The 23144-nt window shown below is 56.8% G+C and carries 19 protein-coding genes; 16 read left to right on the top strand and 3 right to left on the bottom strand.

Annotation, left to right across the window (positions count from 1 at the left end; all coding sequences use genetic code 11):
• Positions 1-2: 2 nt before the first annotated feature.
• Positions 3-1052, bottom strand: a complete 1050-nt coding sequence (hemC, locus tag NTH01S_RS03580) for a hydroxymethylbilane synthase (protein WP_068169549.1) — start codon at positions 1050-1052, stop codon at positions 3-5.
• A 65-nt stretch (positions 1053-1117) separates the two neighbouring features.
• Here hemC and tsaD point away from each other — a divergent pair, with 65 nt between their 5' ends.
• The 6 genes from tsaD to NTH01S_RS03550 are packed head-to-tail and all read left to right on the top strand — an operon-like array spanning position 1118 to position 6177.
• The gene (gene tsaD, locus NTH01S_RS03575; RefSeq protein ID WP_245642113.1) at positions 1118-2179 is read left to right on the top strand and encodes a tRNA (adenosine(37)-N6)-threonylcarbamoyltransferase complex transferase subunit TsaD; all 1062 of its coding nucleotides are present in this window, start codon (positions 1118-1120) and stop codon (positions 2177-2179) included.
• 16 nt (positions 2180-2195) lie between these two features.
• Complete coding sequence (locus NTH01S_RS03570; protein ID WP_068169542.1) at positions 2196-3020, top strand: 23S rRNA (adenine(2030)-N(6))-methyltransferase RlmJ; 825 nt, start codon at positions 2196-2198, stop codon at positions 3018-3020.
• 2 nt (positions 3021-3022) lie between these two features.
• A complete protein-coding gene (locus NTH01S_RS03565) occupies positions 3023-4015 on the top strand; it encodes an NAD(P)H-dependent glycerol-3-phosphate dehydrogenase (protein ID WP_068169538.1) in 993 nt (330 codons plus the stop codon).
• Positions 4016-4069: 54 nt separating this feature from the next.
• Positions 4070-4756 (top strand): TylF/MycF/NovP-related O-methyltransferase, encoded by a 687-nt coding sequence (locus tag NTH01S_RS03560; RefSeq protein ID WP_068169535.1) that lies wholly within the window; start codon positions 4070-4072, stop codon positions 4754-4756.
• Positions 4757-4780: 24 nt separating this feature from the next.
• A complete protein-coding gene (locus NTH01S_RS03555) occupies positions 4781-5206 on the top strand; it encodes an NUDIX hydrolase (protein WP_068169532.1) in 426 nt (141 codons plus the stop codon).
• Between the two features lie 56 nt (positions 5207-5262).
• Positions 5263-6177 carry a dihydrodipicolinate synthase family protein gene (locus NTH01S_RS03550; protein ID WP_068169529.1) on the top strand — a complete coding sequence of 305 codons (915 nt, stop codon included), beginning with the start codon at positions 5263-5265 and terminating at the stop codon, positions 6175-6177.
• 149 nt (positions 6178-6326) lie between these two features.
• On the opposite strand, the gene NTH01S_RS03545 is transcribed toward NTH01S_RS03550, so the two are convergent.
• Positions 6327-7550 carry a NupC/NupG family nucleoside CNT transporter gene (locus NTH01S_RS03545; protein ID WP_245642111.1) on the bottom strand — a complete coding sequence of 408 codons (1224 nt, stop codon included), beginning with the start codon at positions 7548-7550 and terminating at the stop codon, positions 6327-6329.
• Between the two features lie 123 nt (positions 7551-7673).
• On the opposite strand from NTH01S_RS03545, the gene NTH01S_RS03540 reads away from it, so the two are divergent.
• The 5 genes from NTH01S_RS03540 (at position 7674) to NTH01S_RS03520 (ending at position 15775) form a co-directional block, all read left to right on the top strand.
• Positions 7674-8180, top strand: a complete 507-nt coding sequence (locus NTH01S_RS03540) for a glutathione peroxidase (RefSeq protein WP_068169527.1) — start codon at positions 7674-7676, stop codon at positions 8178-8180.
• 80 nt (positions 8181-8260) lie between these two features.
• Positions 8261-8506, top strand: coding sequence for a hypothetical protein (locus tag NTH01S_RS03535; protein ID WP_157070852.1), 246 nt, complete (start codon positions 8261-8263; stop codon positions 8504-8506).
• A gap of 61 nt (positions 8507-8567) precedes the next feature.
• The gene (murJ, locus tag NTH01S_RS03530) at positions 8568-10127 is read left to right on the top strand and encodes a murein biosynthesis integral membrane protein MurJ (protein WP_068169522.1); all 1560 of its coding nucleotides are present in this window, start codon (positions 8568-8570) and stop codon (positions 10125-10127) included.
• Positions 10128-10256: 129 nt separating this feature from the next.
• Entirely contained in the window at positions 10257-12863 is a 2607-nt protein-coding gene (gene mutS, locus NTH01S_RS03525) for a DNA mismatch repair protein MutS (protein WP_068169519.1), read from the top strand.
• Positions 12860-15775, top strand: a complete 2916-nt coding sequence (locus NTH01S_RS03520; RefSeq protein WP_370664296.1) for a [protein-PII] uridylyltransferase — start codon at positions 12860-12862, stop codon at positions 15773-15775. The genes mutS and NTH01S_RS03520 overlap by 4 nt, the downstream gene beginning before the upstream one ends.
• On the opposite strand, the gene NTH01S_RS03515 is transcribed toward NTH01S_RS03520, so the two are convergent.
• On the bottom strand, positions 15772-17511 hold the full coding sequence (locus tag NTH01S_RS03515) for a tetratricopeptide repeat protein (protein WP_157070851.1): 1740 nt from the start codon (positions 17509-17511) through the stop codon (positions 15772-15774). The genes NTH01S_RS03520 and NTH01S_RS03515 overlap by 4 nt on opposite strands.
• Positions 17512-17611: 100 nt before the next feature.
• Between NTH01S_RS03515 and NTH01S_RS03510 the strand changes: the two genes are divergently transcribed.
• From NTH01S_RS03510 to NTH01S_RS03490, 5 genes are all read left to right on the top strand, one after another.
• Positions 17612-17935: a hypothetical protein gene (locus NTH01S_RS03510; RefSeq protein ID WP_068169513.1), complete on the top strand. Its 324-nt coding sequence runs from the start codon at positions 17612-17614 to the stop codon at positions 17933-17935.
• 70 nt (positions 17936-18005) lie between these two features.
• Positions 18006-19016, top strand: coding sequence for a hypothetical protein (locus tag NTH01S_RS03505; RefSeq protein WP_068169511.1), 1011 nt, complete (start codon positions 18006-18008; stop codon positions 19014-19016).
• A 22-nt stretch (positions 19017-19038) separates the two neighbouring features.
• Complete coding sequence (thrC, locus tag NTH01S_RS03500; RefSeq protein WP_068169509.1) at positions 19039-20436, top strand: threonine synthase; 1398 nt, start codon at positions 19039-19041, stop codon at positions 20434-20436.
• Between the two features lie 70 nt (positions 20437-20506).
• Positions 20507-21784, top strand: a complete 1278-nt coding sequence (locus NTH01S_RS03495) for a M16 family metallopeptidase (protein WP_068169505.1) — start codon at positions 20507-20509, stop codon at positions 21782-21784.
• Positions 21781-23115, top strand: a complete 1335-nt coding sequence (locus NTH01S_RS03490; RefSeq protein WP_068169502.1) for a TldD/PmbA family protein — start codon at positions 21781-21783, stop codon at positions 23113-23115. The genes NTH01S_RS03495 and NTH01S_RS03490 overlap by 4 nt, the downstream gene beginning before the upstream one ends.
• The last annotated feature ends 29 nt before the right edge of the window (positions 23116-23144 follow it).

Genomic DNA, 23144 nt, shown 5'->3' with positions numbered 1-23144 from the left:
GCTCAATCACGCGTCATTTCAGCGAAAATATCTGCCGGCGTATCTCTCTTCAACATCGCCCCCACTTCACGGCCAATCGCCGCCGCATCATGCGGCGCACCACGCAATTCACGATGCAGAATGAAAGACCCATCTTCGCTGGCCACTAACCCGCGCAAATACAGCTCATTATTTTCAATCCGCGCATACCCACCAATCGGCGTCCGACATGAACCATCCAGCAGATCCAACAGCGCACGCTCAGCCGTAGACACCCAACGTGCCTCCAGATCTTCAATCGCACCAAGCAATTCACGCAGTTCTTCGTCACTGCGCCGCACCGTCACGCCAACAATTCCTTGGCCCGATGCCGGCAGCATATGCTCTGGCTCCAAAATAATATCAGCCCGATCTTCCAAACCAAGGCGCCGCAACCCCGCCAAGGCCAGCAAAGTCGCGTCACATGCACCATCCGCAAGCTTCGCCAACCGAGTCTGAACATTCCCACGCAATAAGCAGAATCGGAGGTCCGGCCGCCGCGCCAGCATCTGAGCCTGCCGCCGTACTGACGCACACCCAATAACAGCTCCTTCCGTAAGAGCCGCAAATGGATCATTCGGATCGACCTCTACCGAACGATCGCGCCGAATAATCACGTCCCGCGCATCTTCACGCGTCATCGTACACGCCAACACCAGATCATCTGGAAGATGCGTTTCCAAATCCTTCAAACTATGCACGGCGAAATCAATCTGCCCCGCCTGCAACGCCTCGTGAATTTCTTTAGCGAACAGCCCTTTCCCGCCAATTTCCGCCAAACGCTGCGTTAAATTCCGATCCCCCTCCGTACTAATCTGATGCTCCTGAAAAGCCTCAAGATCACGCAAGACCGGGCAGAAATGACTTAATCGATTGAGGAAGTGCCGCGTTTGCACCAGAGCCAATGGAGACGTACGCGTCCCCACACGAAGAGGGAGCGTACGACGAGAAGACCCACTAAGGCCATGGGAGCGACGAGCAGCTTCAGCCGCAACCCGGAGCAGTGCATCGGAAGGAAGGAGCGTGACATTCATGACGAGCAGCCATAAACGATCCTGACGACACTGTCATGATGACTGTATTTAGCATAGTAAAAGGTATGACCGATCAATCACACCTCGTAGCACCACTCTTGGCTATTGAATCGTCTTGTGATGATACCGCCTGCGCGATCCTCGCGCCGAATGGGGACATCCTCGCCGAGAGCGTGCTGTCACAAATGGACCATGCGGCACTTGGTGGCGTCGTGCCGGAAATCGCAGCCCGCGCACATTTAGATGCCCTGCCCGGCATCGTACAGACAACCTTGCAAAAAGCAGAACTCACCTTGCAGGATATTGGCGCCTTTGCCGCTTCAACAGGCCCCGGCCTGATTGGTGGATTGATCGTCGGCAGTTCTTACGCCAAAGGCCTCGCCATGGCCTTGAATCGCCCTTTCATCGCAGTGAACCATATCGAAGCACATATTCTCACCGCACGTCTTCCATCCCTCCCGACGCCACCCGCTTTCCCTTATTTGACCCTTCTCGTCTCCGGCGGGCACTGCCAATGCGTGGCCGTTCATGGTGTCGGGCATTACGAAAAACTCGGCGGCACGATTGATGATGCAGCCGGAGAAGCCTTCGATAAGGTCGCTAAAATGCTGGGGCTTGGCTGGCCGGGCGGCCCCGCTCTTGAACGCCTCGCCCTAGAAGGTAACGATAAAGCCTATGCCCTACCGCGCCCCCTCATGGGCCGTGACGGCTGTGACTTCTCCTTTTCCGGCCTCAAAACAGCCGTTAGCCGCCTGATTGCCCCCCATGGACAAGGCGCACTCCCACGGCAAGTCGCCGCAGATATTGCCGCCAGCTTCCAGCGTGCCGTTGCGGATGTCATGGCAGACCGTACCCGCCATGCGATCAAAGCCTTACCAAACGCTACCGCCATCGTGGTTGCTGGCGGTGTTGCCGCAAACACCCTCCTGCGCAACACCCTCGAAAACATTGCAGCAGACCATAACCTGCCTTTCTTAGCGCCACCTCTGCGCCTCTGCACCGATAACGCCACTATGGTCGGCTGGGTCGCGCTCGAACGCCTCAACGCTGGTGAACACCCCAACGACATCACTCTCGCCGCCCGCCCACGTTGGCCGTTATCCGAACGCAGCCCAGCCGCCCTTTAAGGATCAGACTTTTACCGTGAACTACCGCCACGCCTACCATGCCGGAAACTTCGCAGACTGCATGAAGCACGCCCTGCTCCTGTCTTTGCTGCGCGCCTTAGGCAAAAAGCAAACCGGGTTCTGCGTCCTCGATACCCATGCAGGCCTCGGTCATTACGACCTCCAAGGTATTGAAGCGGAAAAAACCGGGGAATGGCATGACGGTATAGCGCGCCTCCTCGGGCAAGATATTCCCGCCCTGGCCGAATATCAGAGCGCCGTTGAAGCTCTCGGCCTCTACCCTGGCTCCCCCGCCTTCACGCAGCATGTTTTGCGCCCGCAAGACCACCTCATGGCCTGCGAACTCCACCCGGAAGACGTCAAACCCCTACGCCGCCGCTTTCGTGGTCTGCCCAATGTCTCCGTCCATCACCGCGATGGTTACGAAGCCCTCCGCGCACTCTTACCGCCCAAAGATGTACGCCGTGGCTTGGTTCTGATTGACCCACCCTTTGAAAAACCAGATGATTTCACACGCTGCGCCGAGGCGATCTCTTATGTCCGCAACCACTTCCGTGCAGGCATTGTCGCTGTGTGGTTCCCTATCAAACACCGCACGCCTATCCACGCTTTTTACAACAGCTTAAAAGACGCCAAAATCCCCGATCTCATCACCTGTGAGTTCCTGCTGCGCCCACCTCTTGACCCATCACAGCTGAATGGCTGTGGCTTCCTCGTGGCGAATGCGCCATACGGGTTTGAGGCCGAAGCAGGCAGCATTCTTGATGCACTCGCCCAATACCTCACCACAGCGGATAACCCCGCTACTAATGTCCGGATCGAACGGCTGACGGAGGAATAATCATGACCGCGCCAAACGCAACGCACACCCGCCCACATATCGCCGTCATCGGTGCCGGGGCATGGGGCATCGCGCTTGCCTGTGCAGCTGCTCGCAATGATGCCGACGTCACCCTCTGGATGCGCGGCCCCGTCCCAAAAGACACGCGTAACCTTCCCCGCCTGCCGGATATTTCCGTTCCAGACAACATTACCCTCACGAATGACTTCCCGCACACGGCAGATGTCGTGCTGCTCGTCACACCCGTTCAAGCCAGCCGCCATATCTCGGAAAAGCTGGAAAAAGTACTCGCCCCCGGCATCCCCATCATCACATGCTGCAAGGGCATGGAAGCCACAACAGGCCTCCTCCCCCTTGATGTTCTGGCGCAAACCATGCCGGGCCGCCCAAGCGGCGTCCTCTCAGGGCCCAATTTTGCCATCGAAGTCGCGCAAGACCTCCCTGCCGCTGCGACGTTAGCCTGCACAGATTTCGCTCTCGCGCAAAAACTTGCAGCACTGCTCAGCACACCAACACTGCGCCTCTATGCCAGCGATGACGTCACCGGCGTACAACTCGCAGGAGCGACCAAAAACGTCATCGCCATTGGTGCCGGCATTACCATCGGCGCAGGCTTAGGCGAAAATGCCCGCGCAGCCCTCATCACACGCGCCGTCGTCGAAATCGGGCGCTTGGCTGAAGCCATGGGCGGACGCGCCTCAACGCTCACCGGGCTTTCCGGCATGGGAGATCTTATCCTCACCTGCACCGGTCGCGGCTCCCGCAACTACTCCCTCGGGCTGGAACTGGGCACAGGCTTTAAGCTCTCACGCATCCTTGCCGCCCGCACCACCGTTGCAGAAGGCGTGCTCACCGCCCCCACACTGCGCGAGCAAGCCGCAAAGCTGGGCGTAGCAACGCCTATTATTGATACCGTAGCCCAACTGCTCTCCGGCGAGATCACACCGGATCAAGCCCGCACGCTCCTACTAGACCGCCCGCCCACTGTCGAATAACCTAACTTTGAAATAGCCGAAGGTCTTTTGCGCATGTGGATGAGAAATGAAACGATGCGTCGCTTCTTGGGTGGAAACCGCATCGCCCGTGCCCTGACCTTCGGCGTACAAAATCGCCTCCAAATGGCCCTACTCAAAGGCCATAAATCTCCACAAACCCTCAAACGCCTCGCCCAGTGCGCCCGCACAGCACATTCGCTGCTCAGCACAGACGAAGCCTTCACGCTGCATGAAATCGCGCACGCCCAAACCGCGCTCCCCGGTGATTTCGCAGAGTTCGGCGTATATCGCGGCGCCTCCGCAGCTCTCATCGCCAGCGTCAAAAAGAGCAAACATCTCCATCTTTTTGATACGTTTGAAGGCTTGCCCGAAGGCACACACGCCGCAGAACGTAAGGTCTTCCAAGAAGGTCAGTTCACAGGCTCACTCCCCGCCGTTCAACATGCCCTACGCCACTTTAACGGCCTGTCCTTCCACAAAGGCTTCTTCCCCAGCACAACAGCAGGGTTAGAAGATCATCGCTTCGCCTTCGTCCATCTCGACGTTGATTTGCATGACGCCACCCGCGATGCCCTCGCCTTTTTCTACCCACGCATGGTCTCAGGCGGCATCATTCTCACACATGATTATTCCATCATCCCCGGCGTCGCGAAGGCCTTTCAAGACTTCTTCACAAAACGCCCGGAACACATCATCGAACTGACTACCACACAGGCGATGGTCATCATTCATCCGCGCTAACACCCCCACCCGAAGCACACGCACATGAGCCTTCAAGAAAAACGGACACTCCACATCGCATCCGCCATCTTAGATGATGGCAATGGACGCCTACTTCTCGTCCGCAAAACTGGAACACCATGGTTCATGCAAGCTGGTGGGAAAATTGAACCCTCAGAAAGTGCCGTGCAAGCACTCTGCCGGGAGTTAAACGAGGAATTAGGGCTAAACATCGCTGAGACTCAACCCGAAGCTCTTGGTACATTTCACGCAATCGCAGCAAATGAAGAACAAACCCTTCTCAAGGCCGAACTCTTCTTTCTACGCATCGCCCCCTCCATCTCTATCGCTGCTGAAATTGATCAAGCCATTTGGCTCACGCCCGATGAAGCTGAAACTTTTCCTCTCGCACCACTCACACGCGATCACGTCTTGCCCATCACTCGGAAAAGATTCGGTGCATCAACGTAAAAACGTGACACTCGCTTTTATGAGCACAGCATTTTGATCAAAATATAGGGTTTACCATGTCTATTTTTAACGGCCTCTCAGCCTTTCCCATCACACCAACCAACGAACAGGGCATTGTCGATACTGATGGCGTTTCACGCCTCTCAGCCCACCTTTCCTCTCACGGCGTCCATTCCATTGGTTTGCTCGGCAGCACCGGAGGCTACGCTTATCTAAACCGAACAGAGCGCCGCCGCGCTGTACATGCTGCCGCCACAATACTAAAAGGTAGAACGCCTCTCATCGTCGGGATCGGCGCCTTACGCACCGATGATGCACAGAATCTTGCGCGTGATGCCGCCGAAGAAGGCGCTGATGGCCTATTATTGGCCCCGATGTCTTACGCCCCTCTGACCGAAGAGGAAGTGTACCAACACTACGCCGCTGTTGCCAAAACGACATCTCTACCACTCTGCGTTTACAACAACCCCGGCACAACACATTTCACATTCCAGCACACCCTTCTCGAGCGCCTCGCCGATATCCCCACTATCGCAGCGCTCAAGATGCCCACCCCTATGAAAGAAAACATCGCTCAGGAACTCGCGCATCTAAAACAGAGCGCTACGGGGCGACTTACTATCGGATACAGCCGCGACTGGCTCGCCCCCGAAGCTTTACTTGCCGGTGCAGATGGCTGGTTTAGTGTTTTAGGCGGCTTTCTACCACAAGTCGCCTTAGCACTAACAACCGCTGCTCAGGCTGGAAACAGCCGCAGTGTAGAACAATACCAACGCTATCTCGCCCCTATTTGGGCATTATTTCAAAAGCATGGCAGCCTGAAAATCGCATATGCTGCGGCCAATATTTTAGGCCTCACACATGCCCAGCCGCCTCTACCTATTCTGCCACTACCCCAACAAGATCGACAAAATTTAACTCATGCCCTCCAGAACGTGGCGATTTTTCACGATTCTGTCAGTAAATCATAAATAAAAATGAAGGGGGCCACGTCATATGACCCCTTCCAAAACATCCAAAGTTAGTAAAAATATATTCAATCAAACATACCAAAATAAATATATTATCTTAATCTATATAATACACTCAACACATCAACACTTGAGAATAACTCCCTCCCTCACACCAACAACCCCGCAATTACAGCGCTCATAGCGTTCGACAACGTACCCGCAATCACAGCGCGCCCAGCCAATACAGCAACATCACTCCGTCGCTCTGGCGCAGCACTGCCAAACGCTCCAATCAAAATACCAATCGTCGATAAATTCGCAAAACCACACAGCGCAAACGACAAGATCGTCACCGTATGCGTCGAGAGCGCATGCTCATGAATCATCGGGGAAAGACTCGCATAAGCGACAAATTCATTAAACACGATCTTCTGACCAAACAGCCCCCCCGCCGTCACAGCCTCATGCCAAGGAACCCCCATCAACCAAACAACCGGCGCTAAAACCACACCCAATATCCGCGTCAATGTCAGGCCCATCCCCCCCAAAAGACCATCGACCAGCGCAATCAACCCAACGAACGCCACCAGCACCGCCCCCACAGCCACAGCAATCCGGGCACCATTCATCGCGCCATCTGCCAGCGCCTCAAAAATCGTACTATGACGCCGCACCATATTCTCTAAGGCAGCCTCATCTTCCCGCTCACCGGGGAATAAAATCCGTGAAAACAGCAACCCGCCCGGAATAGCCATCACAGACGCCGCCAAAAGGTCCGTCATCGGCACCCCTAATGAGGCATAACCCGCCAGAACAGACCCCGCGACAGACGCCGTACCGCTGCACAGCACCGTCGCTAGAACCCGGCGTGGCAAACGATCCAACGTGTGCTGCAACGCCACAGGCATCTCCGTCTGGCCCAAGAAAATGGTCAACACTGCGGAGAAGCCCTCCATAGCAGTCGTGCCCAAAATTTTAGACACCACACCACCAATCCCACGCGCCAATAAACGCAGAACTCCAAAATGTTCCAGCAACGCTAATAAAGCCGCGACATAAACAATTTGCGGCAGCACGCGCAGAGCAAAAACGAACGCTCCGCCGCCAAAAATATCCCCCATCTTGGGGCCAACCAAACCACCGAAGAGGAAGGAACTACCTGCCCCACCGAAGGACAACACCCAGCCCACCGCATCCGAAAGATGCCGCAATAACGCAGCCCCCGGGGGGCTCCAAAGGATCAAGACCCCCAAGCCCGCCTGCATGATCAAGGCCTTAGTCACAAAACGCCAATCAATCGCCCGCCGATGAGTGGAGCACAAAACACCCACCACCATTAAAGCGACAATCGCCACCACAGCGCGAAGGCAAGACACAAGGGCTTCTGACACAGCGGGGACTTCCCTTTCACATTCAAAACATGGCGAAACTGTTCGCAGATGCAGCAGATGTCCAGCCCTCTCGTCATCTCCGCTCAAGAAGACTACACTCAGCCCATCATCCGAGGAGGAACTATGCCCAGTATTTATGACTTCAGCATTCCCGCTCTCGAAGGCGGCATGATTGATTTATCTACCTATCGCGGCCGCCCTCTTCTCATCGTCAATACCGCCTCAAAATGTGGCTTCACCCCACAATATGAAGGCTTACAACATCTATGGTCCCTCTACGGGCGAGACCGCGATAACGGGCTGGCCATTATCGGCATCCCCTCCAACCAATTTGGCAACCAAGAACCCGGCTCGTCCGAAGAGATTGGTGCGTTCTGCCACCGCAATTATGGCGTGAGCTTCCCAATGGCTGCGAAAGCTGATGTGCGTGGCCCAGAGGCGATTCCCCTTTTCCAATGGCTCCGTAGTGAAGGCGGCGTGTTGTCTATTCCGCGCTGGAATTTTTACAAATATCTGATCACCCCCCAAGGGCACCTGTACAAATGGTTTACCCCCCTCACCAAACCCGAAGGGCAACGCGTTGAGAACGCGGTACAGCGCCTTTTGCTCTCATGTACCAACGGCGCATAAAGCCTCCAAAACGCTTTTTCCTTGACGGATCGTATCGAAACACGCCAGCTTCATGACAGTTGAATGACATGGAGCACCCCATGACCACCCCTTCGCAGAGCGCTACGCTCAAACCTCTCCTGCCCCTGCTGCTCGTCGCAGCACTCGGAGCGCTCTGCCCGGTCGTCGCCCAAAATGTGGACCACTTCCTCTCCGCATCCGGCACATTCTGGGCCAGTGTCATGAGCATAGCGCAAGTCGCCCTCTTGATTATTAGCCTCGGCACGCTCTCATCCCTGCGCCTCACACCACAGCGCGTGCACCGCCCCCAATACACACGCCACTAATCCAAACTTCACCCGATTCCCTCGGTATCGTCTGACCGCGTGTTAAGCTAAAGACGATTCCATGATTCGTAATTTTCTGACTGTCGGCGGCTGGACCATGCTTTCGCGGGTTCTCGGCCTCATCCGTGACCAGCTGCTGTATAATTTCTTGGGCGCAGGCCCGGCGCTTGATGCGTATTTGGTAGCTCTACGCCTGCCCAATATGTTCCGCCGCCTGTTCGGTGAAGGCGCGCTCAATGCCGCTTTCGTGCCCATGTTCACAGGAAAATACGAAACAGAAGGCCATGACAAAGCCCTACGCTTTGCCAGTCAGGCCCTTTCAGCGCTGGTCGCATGGCTCGTTATTCTGACGGTAATCTGTGAAATCTTCACCCCCATCGTCATCTCCCTCACATCCGATTTTCAACCCAGCGGAGATCGATTCTCCCTCGCGGTCGCTCTGACACGCATCACCTTCCCCTACATGGTGCTCATCTGCGCCGCCGCACTCGTCGCCGGGATTTTGAACGGACGCGGCTATTACAGTGCAGCTTCAGCAGCCTATCTGGCCTTTAACGTTATCGGCATTGCCTCAACCTATATTGGCTATTGGGGCTGGCATGATGTGGTCTTCGCCTCGGCATGGGGCGTCACCATTTCAGGGGCCGTGCAACTTGGCGCCTTACTCTGGGCAACCAAACGTGCCGGTATTCTACCGTTCCTTTTACGCCCAACACTCTCCCCCGATATTCGCCAAATGCTCCGGCGCATGGGACCGGGATTGCTCGGCTCCGGCGTGACGCAAATCAACCTCACGGTCGATACCATCATCGCCACGAAACTCCCCGTCGGGGGCGTATCCATTCTGTACGCGGCTGATCGACTAAACCAACTACCGCTCGGCGTTTTGGGAGCTGCGGCAGCCACAACACTCATGCCAGTCCTCTCCAAACACGCCGCCACGAAGGACGCCGAAGGCGGGCGCGCCAGCTTAAACCGTGCCCTCAATTACGCATTATTGCTGACCCTTCCCGCTACAGCAGGCCTCATCGCCCTCGCCCCGATCCTGATGACAGGGCTCTTCGCTTATGGGCATTTCTCCACGCAAGATGCCCTCCTCGCTGCCGAATGTCTGCGCGCTTATGCTGCGGGCCTGCCGGCTTTTATCCTCATTAAAGTCCTCTCCCCCGGCTTTTTCGCCCATGGCGATACGAAAACCCCCGTCCGCATTGGCTTCTTCACCCTCGCCATCAATCTCGGCCTGAACCTCGCTCTCTTCCACCCGCTAGGATATCTCGGGCCACCACTTGCCAGCACCTTAGCCGCCATTGCGAATGTGCTCTGCTTGGCCTTTATCCTCTACCGCCGTGAGGTCTTCCAGCCAGATGCCGCCCTCATCAAACACGCAACCCGGACCTTTGGCGCAGCACTTCTGATGGCCCTCTGGGTTGCCGCAGGGCAAAAGCTACTCGCCCCCTATGTCATCTATCAACACGGCCTCTTACGCGTGATCGTAATGGCGTTCCTCGTCCTACTCGGTGCTGTCATTTATGGCGGTGCACTGGATGCACTCGGTATTGTCAAAATCAAAGATGCTGTTGCAGCGTTGCAAAAACGCATCGCCCGGCGGCGTAGTCGCTAAAACATCCATGACAACCGGTTCACACCTCTCACGGGAAACGGTATTGAGGCCCTTTTCTATGCTCAACCGGAGATAGGACCCATCGGTTCCCTCAAGCCCCCGTCATCCGCCGCCAAGGCCACCCCGGCCATGGCACAGTGGTTCGCCCTTAAAGAACAGGAGCCAGAAGCGCTTCTGTTCTTCCGTATGGGTGATTTCTATGAGCTATTCTTTGCCGACGCACAGGCTGCTGCCCATGCGCTCGACATTGCACTCACCACGCGCGGCTCCCACGCGGGCGACCCTATCCCCATGTGCGGTGTCCCCGTTTCGGCCGCTCCGGCTTATCTCGCACGCTTAATCCGCCGCGGCTTTCGCGTCGCGGTTGCTGAACAAACACAAGCACCACAAAAGGGTCAAAAAGGCCCCCTGCCACGCGCCATTGTCCGCGTTGTCTCCCCCGGCACCCTGACCGAGGACGAATTGCTCGAAGCAGGCCGCGCGAACCTCCTCTTCGCGGTTGCCCCCTCGCCCATGCGTGGTCAAAGCCAGACACTAGGCGCAGCATGGATCGATATTTCCACAGGCGCATTTGAAACGGCAACCACATCACAAGATGCCCTGCCAGAACTGCTGGCCCGGCTCGACCCGACCGAAATCCTCTCTATCCCAGACCTCTTACCGCCCGAACACGCTCAGCGCTTAGCTCCCGTTCCCAGCATTCCCTCACTCGATAGCGCACGCACACAAATCTCACGCGCCTTCAACGTCGCCCAGATTGAAGCGCTCGGGGATTTCGCCCCCGAACATATCATCGCGTGCGCCATGGTGCTCGGTTACGTCCAGCGCAGCCAAGCCGGTGCACTACCCCGCATTTCACGCCCAACCACACAAGGGCTCGACGGTGTACTCGGCATTGACCCCGCAACCCGGCACAGCCTCGACATTTTGCGCACCCGCGACGGCGAAACCAAATACAGTCTTTTTGGTACCGTCTCCCGCACCACCACAGCCGCAGGCTCACGCCTTCTCGCCGAGTGGCTGTCCTCACCCCTCACAGATGCCGCCGCTATCACCGCCCGCCAGCAGGCATGGCTCTGGCTCAATGAACAATCCGGCCTCAATGATGGCCTCGCCACCATTTTACGCCGCACCCCCGATGTCGCACGCGCCCTTGGCCGCCTATCTGCCCAACGTGGCCAACCACGTGACCTCGCCGCCCTGCGTGATGCGCTCATTGCAGCAGATGACACCACAGCACTCCTTCAGCCTCTCTGCACGGATGCCACACCACATCACATCCGCACTCTTTTCGCCGCGCTCTATGGCCGTGCAGAAGGGCTACTCGCGCGCTTACAAGCTGCTCTAGCAGAAGAACTCCCCGCACGACTGGATGATGGCGGCGTCATTGCCAAAGGCTATGATGAGGAACTCGACCGCCACCGCAGCCTGCGCGATAATAGCCGCCGCGTTATTGCTGGCATGCAAGGTGACCTCAGCGCGCGCTTCGGCATCAATAGCCTGAAAATCAAACATCACGCGCAGCTCGGTTACGTCATTGAAGTCCCCGCCACACATGGCACCAAACTGCGTGACAACCCCGAACTCTCCTTCCGCCAAGGCACAGCCAGCCTCGCACGTTTCACCACAGAAGACCTCGCAACCTTAGACCAAGCGATACTTGAAGCCGCCGATAAAGCCTCCCGTCGGGAGCGCGCACTGTTTGACGGCCTCTGCACACAAGCCCTCGAAACACCCGCGCTCGAAGATGTCGCCCAAGCCCTCGCCACGCTCGACGTCCTGCGTGCCTGTGCACTCTTGGCACAAGGTGGCAATTGGTGCTGCCCACAGATCACCAACGGTACAGATTTCACGCTCACCGCCTGTCGTCACCCCGTCGTTGAAGCGGCCATTGCTGAATCTGGCTCCGCCGATGCACGCTTCATTCCTAATAATTGCTCGCTAGAACCTGACCGGCGCGTAATGCTCCTCACCGGGCCGAACATGGCTGGTAAATCCACCTTCCTGCGGCAAACAGCCCTTGCGGTTATTCTGGCGCAAGCTGGCCTGCCTATACCGGCAAAAAGCGCCACCATCGGCGTAGTAGACCGCCTTTTCTCCCGCGTAGGTGGCGCAGATGACCTCGCACGCGGCCGTTCCACCTTTATGGTAGAAATGACCGAAGCTGCGGCCATTCTGAACCAAGCAGGACCACGCTCTTTGGTCGTCGTCGATGAAATTGGGCGCGGTACGTCAACGCTAGATGGCCTCGCTATTGCATGGGCCACACTTGAGGCCCTTCACGGCCATCTCGGCGCCCGCACCATCTTCGCCACACATTTCCACGAACTCAATGCCCTGACCGATGCTCTGCCACGCCTGCAAGCCTGCACCATGGCCGTGCGGGAATGGCGCGATAAAGTCGTCTTCCAGCATGAAGTGCGTCCCGGCGCTGCGCGCAAAAGCTGGGGCCTACACGTCGCACGCCTTGCGGGCGTTCCTGCTGCTGTTATTGACCGCGCCTCACGCCTACTGGCCACGTTAGAGCAACAACACGCCCAAAGCCGCCCGTCTTTGCCATTATTTGATGCAGCCTTAGAGGCTCCCGCACCCGATAATCCACCCGCGGCCCCGTCCGAACCTGATACGCTGCGTGAAACCTTGAAGACCTTCGACCCAGATTCCATGTCTCCTAGGGAGGCCTTATCAGCCCTCTATGCGCTTAAAGAACTCGTCACGACCGGAGAGAACACTTGAAAAACGTGACACAATCGGGCGAAGATCAGATTCTTCCCGCTGCTAAGCTTACGGAAAAAACCCTGTCCGACTCGCGCTCTCATCGCCTCGCTGGCGACACTCAGCCCCTCTCCCCGCTCCATGCCTTGCTGGAGCAGCTTGACGCGCCGCAGCAGACTGCCACCGCCCCCCACTCCGGTGGTGAGATCCCGCGTGACGAGATTTTGATGGCTTTGCGCCGTCACCTCGGTGCTGGACAGGCTGAAATCCGTGAACATTTCGAAAAACGTCGCCTCAGTGGCGTTGCCGCAGCCCATGCCCTTGCTGCCCTGACGGATGAAGCCATCCGCGCCCTTGTACTATTTTCCAAGGCCCGCATAAATACAGCCGATAGTTCAGGACAAAGCCGCCTTTGCCTTTGTGCAACAGGCGGTTACGGTGCAGGGCTTCTGGCGCCCTTTAGCGACATTGATGTCCTTTTCCTCACGGATGAAACCCCTTCCCCAGCAGCAACCGCCCGTATTGAGTTTATTCTCTACGCTTTGTGGGATTTAGGCTTGCGCGTTGGCCATGCCACACGCTCCCTCTCCGACTGTATTCATGACGTCACCACTGACATCACCATTCGCACAGCTTTACTCGACCTGCGTCCCATTTGCGGTGACCTTGCTCTCGCCGCACATCTGCGCGGCCGACTGAGCGAAGACTTACAAGAGCGAACACTCGCCAACTTTATTGACGGTAAAATCCAAGAGCGCGGTCGCCGCCATAAACGCCTAGGCGATACGCTCTCCATGGTCGAGCCCAACCTTAAAGAAGGCCGCGGCGGCTTACGTGACCTCCAAACGCTGAACTGGCTAGGACGCGCCGCCCTCGGCTGCCCCGTACCCCTCACGGGCACGGAAGAAGAGACGACATCCCAAGCCGCACATGGCCCGTCTTTCGTTTCTTTAGGCTTCCTGACAGACCGGGAAGCCCACCGCGCACGCCGCGCATGGAACTTCTTTTGGACCGTACGACTGCATCTACACTACATCACAGGCCGTGCTGAAGAACGCTTAACCTTTGATGTCCAACCCATCATTGGGGGCCGCATGGGTTACGCCACCCATGGCCGCCAGCGTGGGGTTGAGCGCTTTATGCGCCATTACTTCCTCACCGCACGCGATGTCCTGCGCCTTACCTATCTGCTTGAGCCCATTGTGCTCACACATCTCGAAACGCGCCAATCTGGCACCACCGCCCTCACAGCCCCCGGCCCTGAAGGCTTCCAAATGATCGCCGGGAAACTCTTCCCCGGCCACCATATGGACTTTGCCGATAATCCGCGTCTGATGTTCCAAATGCTGGACTGCGCACGCCGCCATGAATGCGAAATCCATCCATTGGCGTTGCAACAGCTCATCCGGCACGAACGCTATGCCGTCTCCCTGCGGGACGACCCTGAAACCGCTCATTTATTCCTAGAACTGCTCCGCGCACCGAGCCACCAGCCAGACAGCCCAGCACCATTTTGGCTTCCCATTCTCAACGATACGGGGCTTCTCGGGCATCTTTTGCCCGATTGGTCACGCGTTGTCGGGCAAATGCAGTTCGACAGCTACCATATCTATACCGTCGACGAGCACATCATTGAGGCCGTTCGTATCCTCGGTGAAATTGAAGCCGGGCGTATGGCGGACGAGATCCCGCTAGCGTACGAACTCACGCGTGATTTATGGTCCCGCAAAGCCCTCTATGTGTCCGTTTTACTGCATGACATTGCCAAAGGGCGCGGCGGTGATCACTCTGAAATTGGCGCAGAGCTAGCACTCGATATCTGTCCACGCCTTGGCCTCGATCTTGAAGAAACAGACACCGTTTCTTGGCTCGTCCTGCACCATCTTTTGCTGTCACACACCGCTTTCACGCGCGACATTGATGACCCGCGTACCATTCTGGACTTGGCCGATACCATCCAGTCCCCTGAGCGCCTCAGACTGCTGCTCCTGCTCACTATTGCGGATATGCGCGCCGTAAGCCCCAAAGTCTGGAATGCGTGGAAAGCGACCCTCCTCCGAGAGCTTTATTCTCGCGTAGCCGAAGTCCTTGAAGGCGGCATGGCCGCCTCCGAACAAGATGGACGCGTAGCCCATTCCCGCCAATTAGCCCGCGAAAACCTCGCCGAATTACTCCCAGAAGAAAGCATCCAGCAGTTCCTCGAATTGGGCTACCCCAGCTATTGGCTCGGCTTTGACACAGACACCCATATCCGCCACGCCCGCATGGTCCATGATTCAGACCGCTACCATGCCCCTATTACCGTAGAAGCCACACCCATCCCTGACCGTGGCGTCACAGAAATGACCATTCTCTGCGCGGATCATCCCGGTCTTTTCGCCCATATTGCAGGTGCTCTCGCCGTGGCCGGTGCGTCTATCGTAGATGCCCGTATTCACACATTAAGCGATGGCATGGCCCTCGACACATTTTGGGTCCAAGACAATCAAGGCTGCGCTTTTGAAGAGCCGCACCAACTGGGCCGCCTGAATAGCCTTATCGAACAAGCACTGTCAGGCCGTCTCAACATCCCTAAAGGCCTAGCGGAAACACAACGCTTGGGCATCTCCCGACGCATGCGGGCCATTCACGTTCCCCCACGTGTTGTCATCGACAACGCCGCCTCTGACCGCCATACGATCATCGAAGTCAATGGCCGTGACCGCCCCGGCCTGCTCTATGACATCACCACAGCACTCAGCACAGAAGCCTTACAAATTGCCTCTGCACATATCACCACATACGGTATGCGCGCTGTAGACGTGTTCTATGTCAAAGACCTGCACGGCCAAAAGTTACGTGAGCCAGAGCGCATTCGCCATATTAGGGACGTATTGCTGACATCCCTCAAAACGGCCCCAACCGTAGAGAGTGCAATCCCCGTACCTTTCTAGCTCTGTTCTCGCCCCCACTGCTCCAACGCGACCAGCAATTCCTCCATCACTGGCCCCCAGCAGTCTGGAGGTGGGGCTGCGGAATGCGGCTGAAAAACCTTTTCACATGAGGCATACCACGCATCTGGTTTACGCCAGCGCCAATCCCCCCCATACCGGTTCAGCAGCCATAAAGGCCGCCCCACCGCTCCTGCCAGATGCGCCACCAACGTATCCACCGATATCACCAGCGCACAACGGCTGACCTCACGGGCTATATCCTCCAATGTCTCCAGCCTTGGTTGTTCTATCCCGCTCACCATCGCATCTTTCTGCAACGATACGAGACGCACACCCGCCACGCGCTGTAACGCAGCCATCATACCCCACGAAACCGAGCGCCTACGGTCAAAACGGTATGTCGCACGCCCTGCCCAACACACCCCCACCCGTAATGGTTCGGCCTTCGCTAAGCTGCGCAAATACGGCGCTGAAGACGGTGCCCCCGCACGCAATACTGCCGGCAAACTCAACAAGCTCACATAAGCCTCAATAGGACCATCCTCGGCCAAAAGGCGCTCAGCCGGAACATTCAGAACATGCCTGGCCAAAGCAGCCATCGGCCCACACATGCGAACAGGCCGGCGCAAGGCAACATCCTGCACATAGCGCAAAAATTGGACCTGATCCCCCAACCCTTGTTCCGCAGTCACCGCAATAGGCCCCAAACCCGCCTGCCCATCCCATAGCGGCACAGCAGAAGAAACAGGAACCAAATCACGCCGCGCTTCATAGTCAGCCCAGCCTTCCTCATAACGCCCCTGCCCCAACCGTAATGCCCCACGATTAAAACGGCTCTGCGCCCGAAGCGCCCCCGTTTCACGGAGCATGACGGCGTCATAAACTGCCTCCGCACGCCCTGCTTCGCCCAACTCCTCCAAAAGCGTCGCGAGATTATTCACAATCACGCTGTTCTGAGGTGCCTTGGTCAGCGCCGCCTCCATATCACCCCGCGCGGCCTCTAAGGCACCGCATGCCATACGCACCAAACCACGTGTATTCAGCGTCTCAGCCGTGTCCGCGCCCAACGCCACAGCACGCTCTAGGGCAAAAGCAGCATCATCAAGATAAGCAGCCTTAACCAAACTGGCCTGATAAAATGCCACGCCCAGATTAGCCCATGCCCGTCCATCTGCTGGCATACGCTCCACCACACGCCTGAAGCAGGTGATCGCCGTTTCCAAGGCACCGGCCTCTAAATGAAGCTCCGCTAAACGCGTCAAGATCGGTGCCTCATCCGTCGCCAGTGTCACCGCCCGCTCCAAAACAGCGCGCGCTTCATGAGCCCGACCCAGTGCAACCAACGCTTCTGCTAACCCACTCAATGCCCGTGGATCGCAGGCATTCAATGCTTGTGCTACCGTAAAGGCCGCACGTGAGGCTTCGGCCTGCCCGCGCGCCAATAAGGCCGCACCTAGTGTAATATGAAAACGCGCACGTTGCTCATCCGTCACCGCTACACAGCGCAAAGCACGCCCTACCAGAGCAACAGCCGGGGCATCATGCCCCTGATGCCGCGCATGGCATGCTAATCCATGCCATGCCTCAGCGTGATCTTGGTCTCGCTCCAAGACAGCCCGAAAAATCTGTTGCGCTTCTGCAACTTGTCCTGCGGCTAATAATGCAAGCCCATCATGCGGCTGAGCCCGTGCTATTTTATCATTCATCGCCAAGAACTGTCGGTTTTTAAACGACAAAGCTAGCCCTTCCCTCGCCGCAGAACCAAAGGTTAACAATTTGTTTACTAAATACTGCGCACTCTATAAATACAAAGAAACTTACCCCGGAGAGAACCCTGTGTTTCTTGAACAAAAAACCGGCTCAGCACCTGGCCTGATTTATGCCACCATCCGTCACAGCGCAACGACCCGCACCTTCGCGATCGAAGTCCGCAAAACAGATACCGGCCACTTCACAGCCCTCATGCCCGATAAACGCTGGTCTATTGAATGTCACACAGAAGACGCCGCTTTGATGATGCACGCGGCCACCCTCTTCCCGACTGAGCACACGCACGCACCATGGCTCTCCACCCCCTACGCCCCTTCTCGCATTCTAACCCGCGCAAAAGATAACAATTCGGCAGAAACACACTTTACCGATGAGTTCACACCCGCATAAAAATCCCGCAGATTAAAAACGATCCTCTTTTTACTTGCCAAAGCACACAGAGGAGACAATCTCTTTCAGCATGAGATATGCCTCCCATCTACGCCGCGTAATAGCCCTTTCCTTTTCAGCTACAGCACTCGCTGTAACCCCACTTGCCCCATCCCACGCGGCGACCTCGCCACCGCCAGCATCCATCACGGCAGATACGGCCCTATCTGCCTTGTCTGCTGGCACATTACTGTCTTTCGATGATGCTACACTCATCGGCCTCACCCCGCAGGGACAAGCCGCACACACAGATGGCACCAACGTAACCCCCATCACGCTGACAGAACACAACACCCCCATTTCGCCCGTATTCACCGCGCTAGCCATCTCTGGCAATACAATCTGGGGCCTCACGGCCACTCCGCAGCCAGAACTTTACGCCTTTGCCCTCAACGGCACTGTCAGAGCGCATATTACGCTGAAAGGCGCAACCCGCCCCACAAGCCACCTCATGGCCTTTCAAATACACGGCACCACAGCATTCCTCGTTGATGAAGGTGACCCGGCACTCATCACTGCATCACTACAAACAGGGCAATCTCAGCGTTTTTTAGCGAATGACGCTTCCTTAATTGGCCGCACACCCTTACGGCAAAATGGGCACATACAGCGTAACCCCCAAGGTATCCCCAGCACAGGCGGGAATGTTCGGTTTCTCTTTCAAAACCAGACGCAGCAGTGGCTTTTTTATGGGCCTGCCTGCGGGCCGCTTTACCGTATTGACCCCACCCTCTTTACCGACCCGAATTTTACACCCGTAGAACAGGTGGAAAGCATTACAGAATGGTGGAAGCCCCCCAGCCTCGGCGGCATTACCCTTCTGCCAGACGAAACCTTCCTCATGGCGGATATTGATCATGGTGCCCTCATCGCCTTTGGGCCGAGTCGCATTCCCAGCACGCTCTTACGTGACCCACGCCTCACACAGGCAACGGCCATAACCGTGCTCAACCCCACACCACAGCACAACACCCCTTTGAAAATTGCCGTTCAAACCATAGAAAACGGCGTGCCGCATATTCTGCGCATCGCCTTGCCCTAACTCTGCGTGATACAGTCCTGACATGCGTTACCGATCGACACGGGGAGGCCTCGCCGCCAACGCCCCGAACTTCGCCGATATCCTCCTCGCTGGCCTCGCCCCTGATGGTGGGTTGTTCATGCCTAAGAGCTGGCCCCAGATTGACGCCGATACCCTGCGTGAATGGCGCGCCCTGCCATACGCAGACCTCGCAGCCGAAGTCATGGCCCCGTTCACCGCTGGTGCGATTGAACGTGACACGCTCCGCAGCATGGCGCGGGACGCTTACGGCCGCTTTGCCCATAAAGCCGTCGTACCACTCACCGAAGTGGAACAAGACCTTTACGCGCTCGAACTTTTCCACGGCCCGACCCTCGCCTTCAAAGATATGGCGATGCAAATGCTCGGCCGCCTCTTTGATCATGTCCTGACAGAGCGTGACCAACGTGTCACGATCGTCGGCGCAACCTCAGGCGATACGGGTTCCGCCGCTATTGAGGCTTGCCGTGGCCGTGAGCGCCTGCAAGTCGTCATTCTCCACCCCAAGGGACGCACGTCTGACGTGCAGCGCCGCCAAATGACCACCGTGCAGGATGACAACATCCTAAACATCGCGGTCGAAGGGGATTTTGACACCTGCCAAGACATCGTCAAAGCGATGTTCGCAGACACAGCATTCCGTGATGAAGTTTCGCTTTCAGCCGTAAACTCCATCAACTGGGCGCGTATCGCTGCACAAATTCCCTATTATGTACGCTCCGCCCTAGCGCTTGGCGCACCGGACCGCGAAGTCTCTTTCGCTGTCCCAACGGGCAATTTCGGCAATGTGCTCGCAGCATGGGCCGCAAAGCAAATGGGCCTACCCATTCGCCAGCTTTGCGTCGGGTCCAACCGTAACGATATCCTCACGCGCTTCCTGCTTTCCAAGGATATGAGCGTGCGTGGCGTTGAGCCAAGCCTCTCACCATCAATGGACATTCAAGTCTCCTCCAATTTCGAGCGCCTCTTGTTCGAAATGCTTGATCGTGACCCAGAGCGCTGCGGCACAATCATGAAAGAGTTCCGCAGCACGGGCCGCATGAACGTCCCTCAAGATGCGTGGCAGCGTATTCGTACCCTCTTCAACGGTAAAACCCTGAATGATGACGAAACCAGCGCCGCCATGCGTAGCTTCTATGCTGAAAGCCAATATCTGGCAGACCCACATACTGCCATTGGCCTTGCGGCGGGGCGCGCGTTCCAAGAACCGGGCATCCCGATGATTGCCGCAGCCACGGCACATCCTGCCAAGTTCCCTGCGGCTGTCCATGCCGCCACCGGCCTTGATGCAGCACTCCCCCCTCATCTGGCGGACCTGCACAGCCGCCCTGAGCGGTATGAGAGCCTCAGCAGCGAACTCGCCACGATTCAAAACGCTGTTCGCGCTCACATCAACCGCTAATCCATTCCCTGCACGGGTTTAACCCCTAACCCGTGCAGGGTTCTCTTCCCCTCGGTTACAAGTACACTAAATGCCTCATACCCTCCCCGACACCATCAACGTCACAACACTCGATAACGGCCTGACCATCGTCACCGAACGGATGGAGCGGGTTGAAACCGTCTCCTTCGGTGCATATGTCTCCATCGGTACACGTGACGAAACCGCCGATAATAACGGCGTGTCGCATTTCCTTGAGCATATGGCCTTTAAAGGCACAGAACGCCGTTCTGCTGCGCGTATTGCCGAAGAAATTGAGAATGTCGGTGGATACATCAACGCCTATACCGCCCGTGAAACAACGGCTTACTATGTCAAGCTTCTGAAAGAAGATCTCGCGCTCGGCGTTGATATTATCGGTGATATCCTCACCCACAGCACCTTCCTTGATGCTGAAATTGAGCGCGAACGCGGCGTTATTTTGCAGGAAATCGGTCAGGCGAATGACACGCCGGATGATATCATCTTTGACCACTTCCAAGAGCGTGCCTTCGCCGACCAGCCCATGGGCCGCCCAACACTCGGCACGGAAGACCTCGTCGCCAATATGACGCGCGAGACCCTAATGGGCTACATGCGTGAACACTACACCACGCACAACATCACGATTGCTGCCGCTGGCAATCTGCACCATGAAGACGTTGTCGCACTGGTGAAGACCCATTTCGCGGATCTCCCAACCCATAAAGCACCTCAACCCCGCCATGCGGATTACACAGGCGGCGATCACCGCACGGTCAAAACACTGGATCAGGCACATCTGCTCCTCGGCTTCCCGTCCGTAAGCTATAAAGACCCTGATCATTACCCGGTTATGATCCTCTCCACCCTCTTGGGGGGTGGAATGTCTTCGCGTCTCTTCCAAGAAATCCGTGAAAAACGCGGCCTTGTGTATAGCGTTTACTCCTTCGCGTCCCCCTTCAATGACAGCGGTATTTTCGGCATTTACGCAGGCACGGGGGAAAGCGAAGCAGCCGAACTCGTACCCGTCATGATCCATGAACTCCGCCGCCTGCAAGACGGACTTTCAGTTGAAGAACTCGGCCGCGCCCGCGCACAACTAAAGTCTTCTTTGCTGATGTCTTTGGAAAGCACCAGCAGCCGCTGTGAACAACTAGCTCGCCAACTCCAAATCCATGGCCGCGCCATTGCTACCAATGAAACCATTGAGCGCATTGATGCCGTCACGGAACAGGACATCTTACGCGTTGCAAAAACCCTCTTCGCGGGCAAACCAACCTTCACCGCTATGGGGCCCATCAGTAAGGTCCCATCCATCGAAGACATCGCCGCAAAGTTAGCCGCATGATCGACACCAATCCCGTTGAAGCGCTCCTTCAAGCCGCAAAACGCCACGGTGCAGATGCCGCAGATGCCCTTCTCATCCGTGATGAGTCGACCTCTGCCCTGATCCGTTGTGGCACCCCCGAAGGCATTGAGCGCTCTGAAAGCGTGCGCCTTGGGTTGCGTGTTTTCCGTGGTCAACGTTCAGCCAGCGTCTCCACAACGCTGCTGGACCAGTCCGCCTTTGAGCAACTCGCTGAACAAGCCTGTGCTATGGCGCAATTCGTGCCGGAAGACCGCTTCGGTGGATTGGCCGATAATGCCCTGACTGGGCGCTTTGATGCTTCGGCGTTGGATTTAGATGACCCCACGACGCTGGATATGGACACATTGCTGGACCGTGCCCGTGAAACAGAGAGCATCGCCCTCTCTCACACGGGTATCACCAATTCCAGCGGGGCTTCCGCCGAACAAGGGCGCAGCACAATTGTCCTCGGCACGAGTGCTGGCTTCATCGGTGCTTACACACGCACCAACCACTCACTCAGCACCAGTGTCCTCGCCGGAAGTGGTGCCACCATGCAGCGCGACTACGCGTTCCACAGCGCCACCCATCTGAGTGACCTCGAAAACCCCACAACCATCGGCAATCGCGCAGCAGAACAGGCTATAGCGCGCCTCAACCCCACGCGCCCACGCACTGGGACGTATGACGTCATCTATCACCCGCGCGTCGCTGCCTCTCTTATCGGGCATCTCATTTCAGGGATTAATGGTGCATCCATCGCACGTGGCACGTCCTTCTTAAAGGATGCGCTGCATCAGAAAATCTTGCCGAATGGCATGACCCTGCGCGATGATCCGTTCCTCCTGCGAGGCCGCGCTTCACGCCCCTTCGATGCTGAAGCCTGCCTGCCCGCAGCCCTCAACCTTGTCGAAGATGGCCTCTTGCAGCATTGGCTCCTCGATAGCCGCAGCGCACGCCAGCTTGACCTACCAAGCAATGCCCGTGCCAGCCGCGGCACATCCGGCCCACCATCGCCCAGCACAACAAACTGCTTTCTCTCTCCCGGTACACTCTCACCAGAAGACCTACGTGCCGACATCAAAGAGGGCTTCATGGTCACTGAATTAATGGGCTCCTCCATTAATATGCTGACCGGTGACTATAGCCGTGGCGCTTCCGGTTTTATGATCCGTAATGGTGATATTGCTGAACCTGTTGCGGAAGTCACGATCGCTGGCAATCTGCGGAATATACTCGCCAACCTCATTGCGGCGAATGACCTTGAGTTCCGCTCCAGCCTCAATGCCCCAAGTGTACGCGTCAATGGCATGAGCTTAGCAGGCGCCTAATCAAGTATTCAAAGGGCCTTTCCTGTTTC

Source organism: Neokomagataea thailandica NBRC 106555, from assembly GCF_001598495.1.
GTDB classification, from domain to species: domain Bacteria; phylum Pseudomonadota; class Alphaproteobacteria; order Acetobacterales; family Acetobacteraceae; genus Gluconobacter; species Gluconobacter thailandicus_A.
Note: the sequence above shows the minus strand (reverse complement) of the source record. Positions and strands in the feature narration are given on the sequence as shown.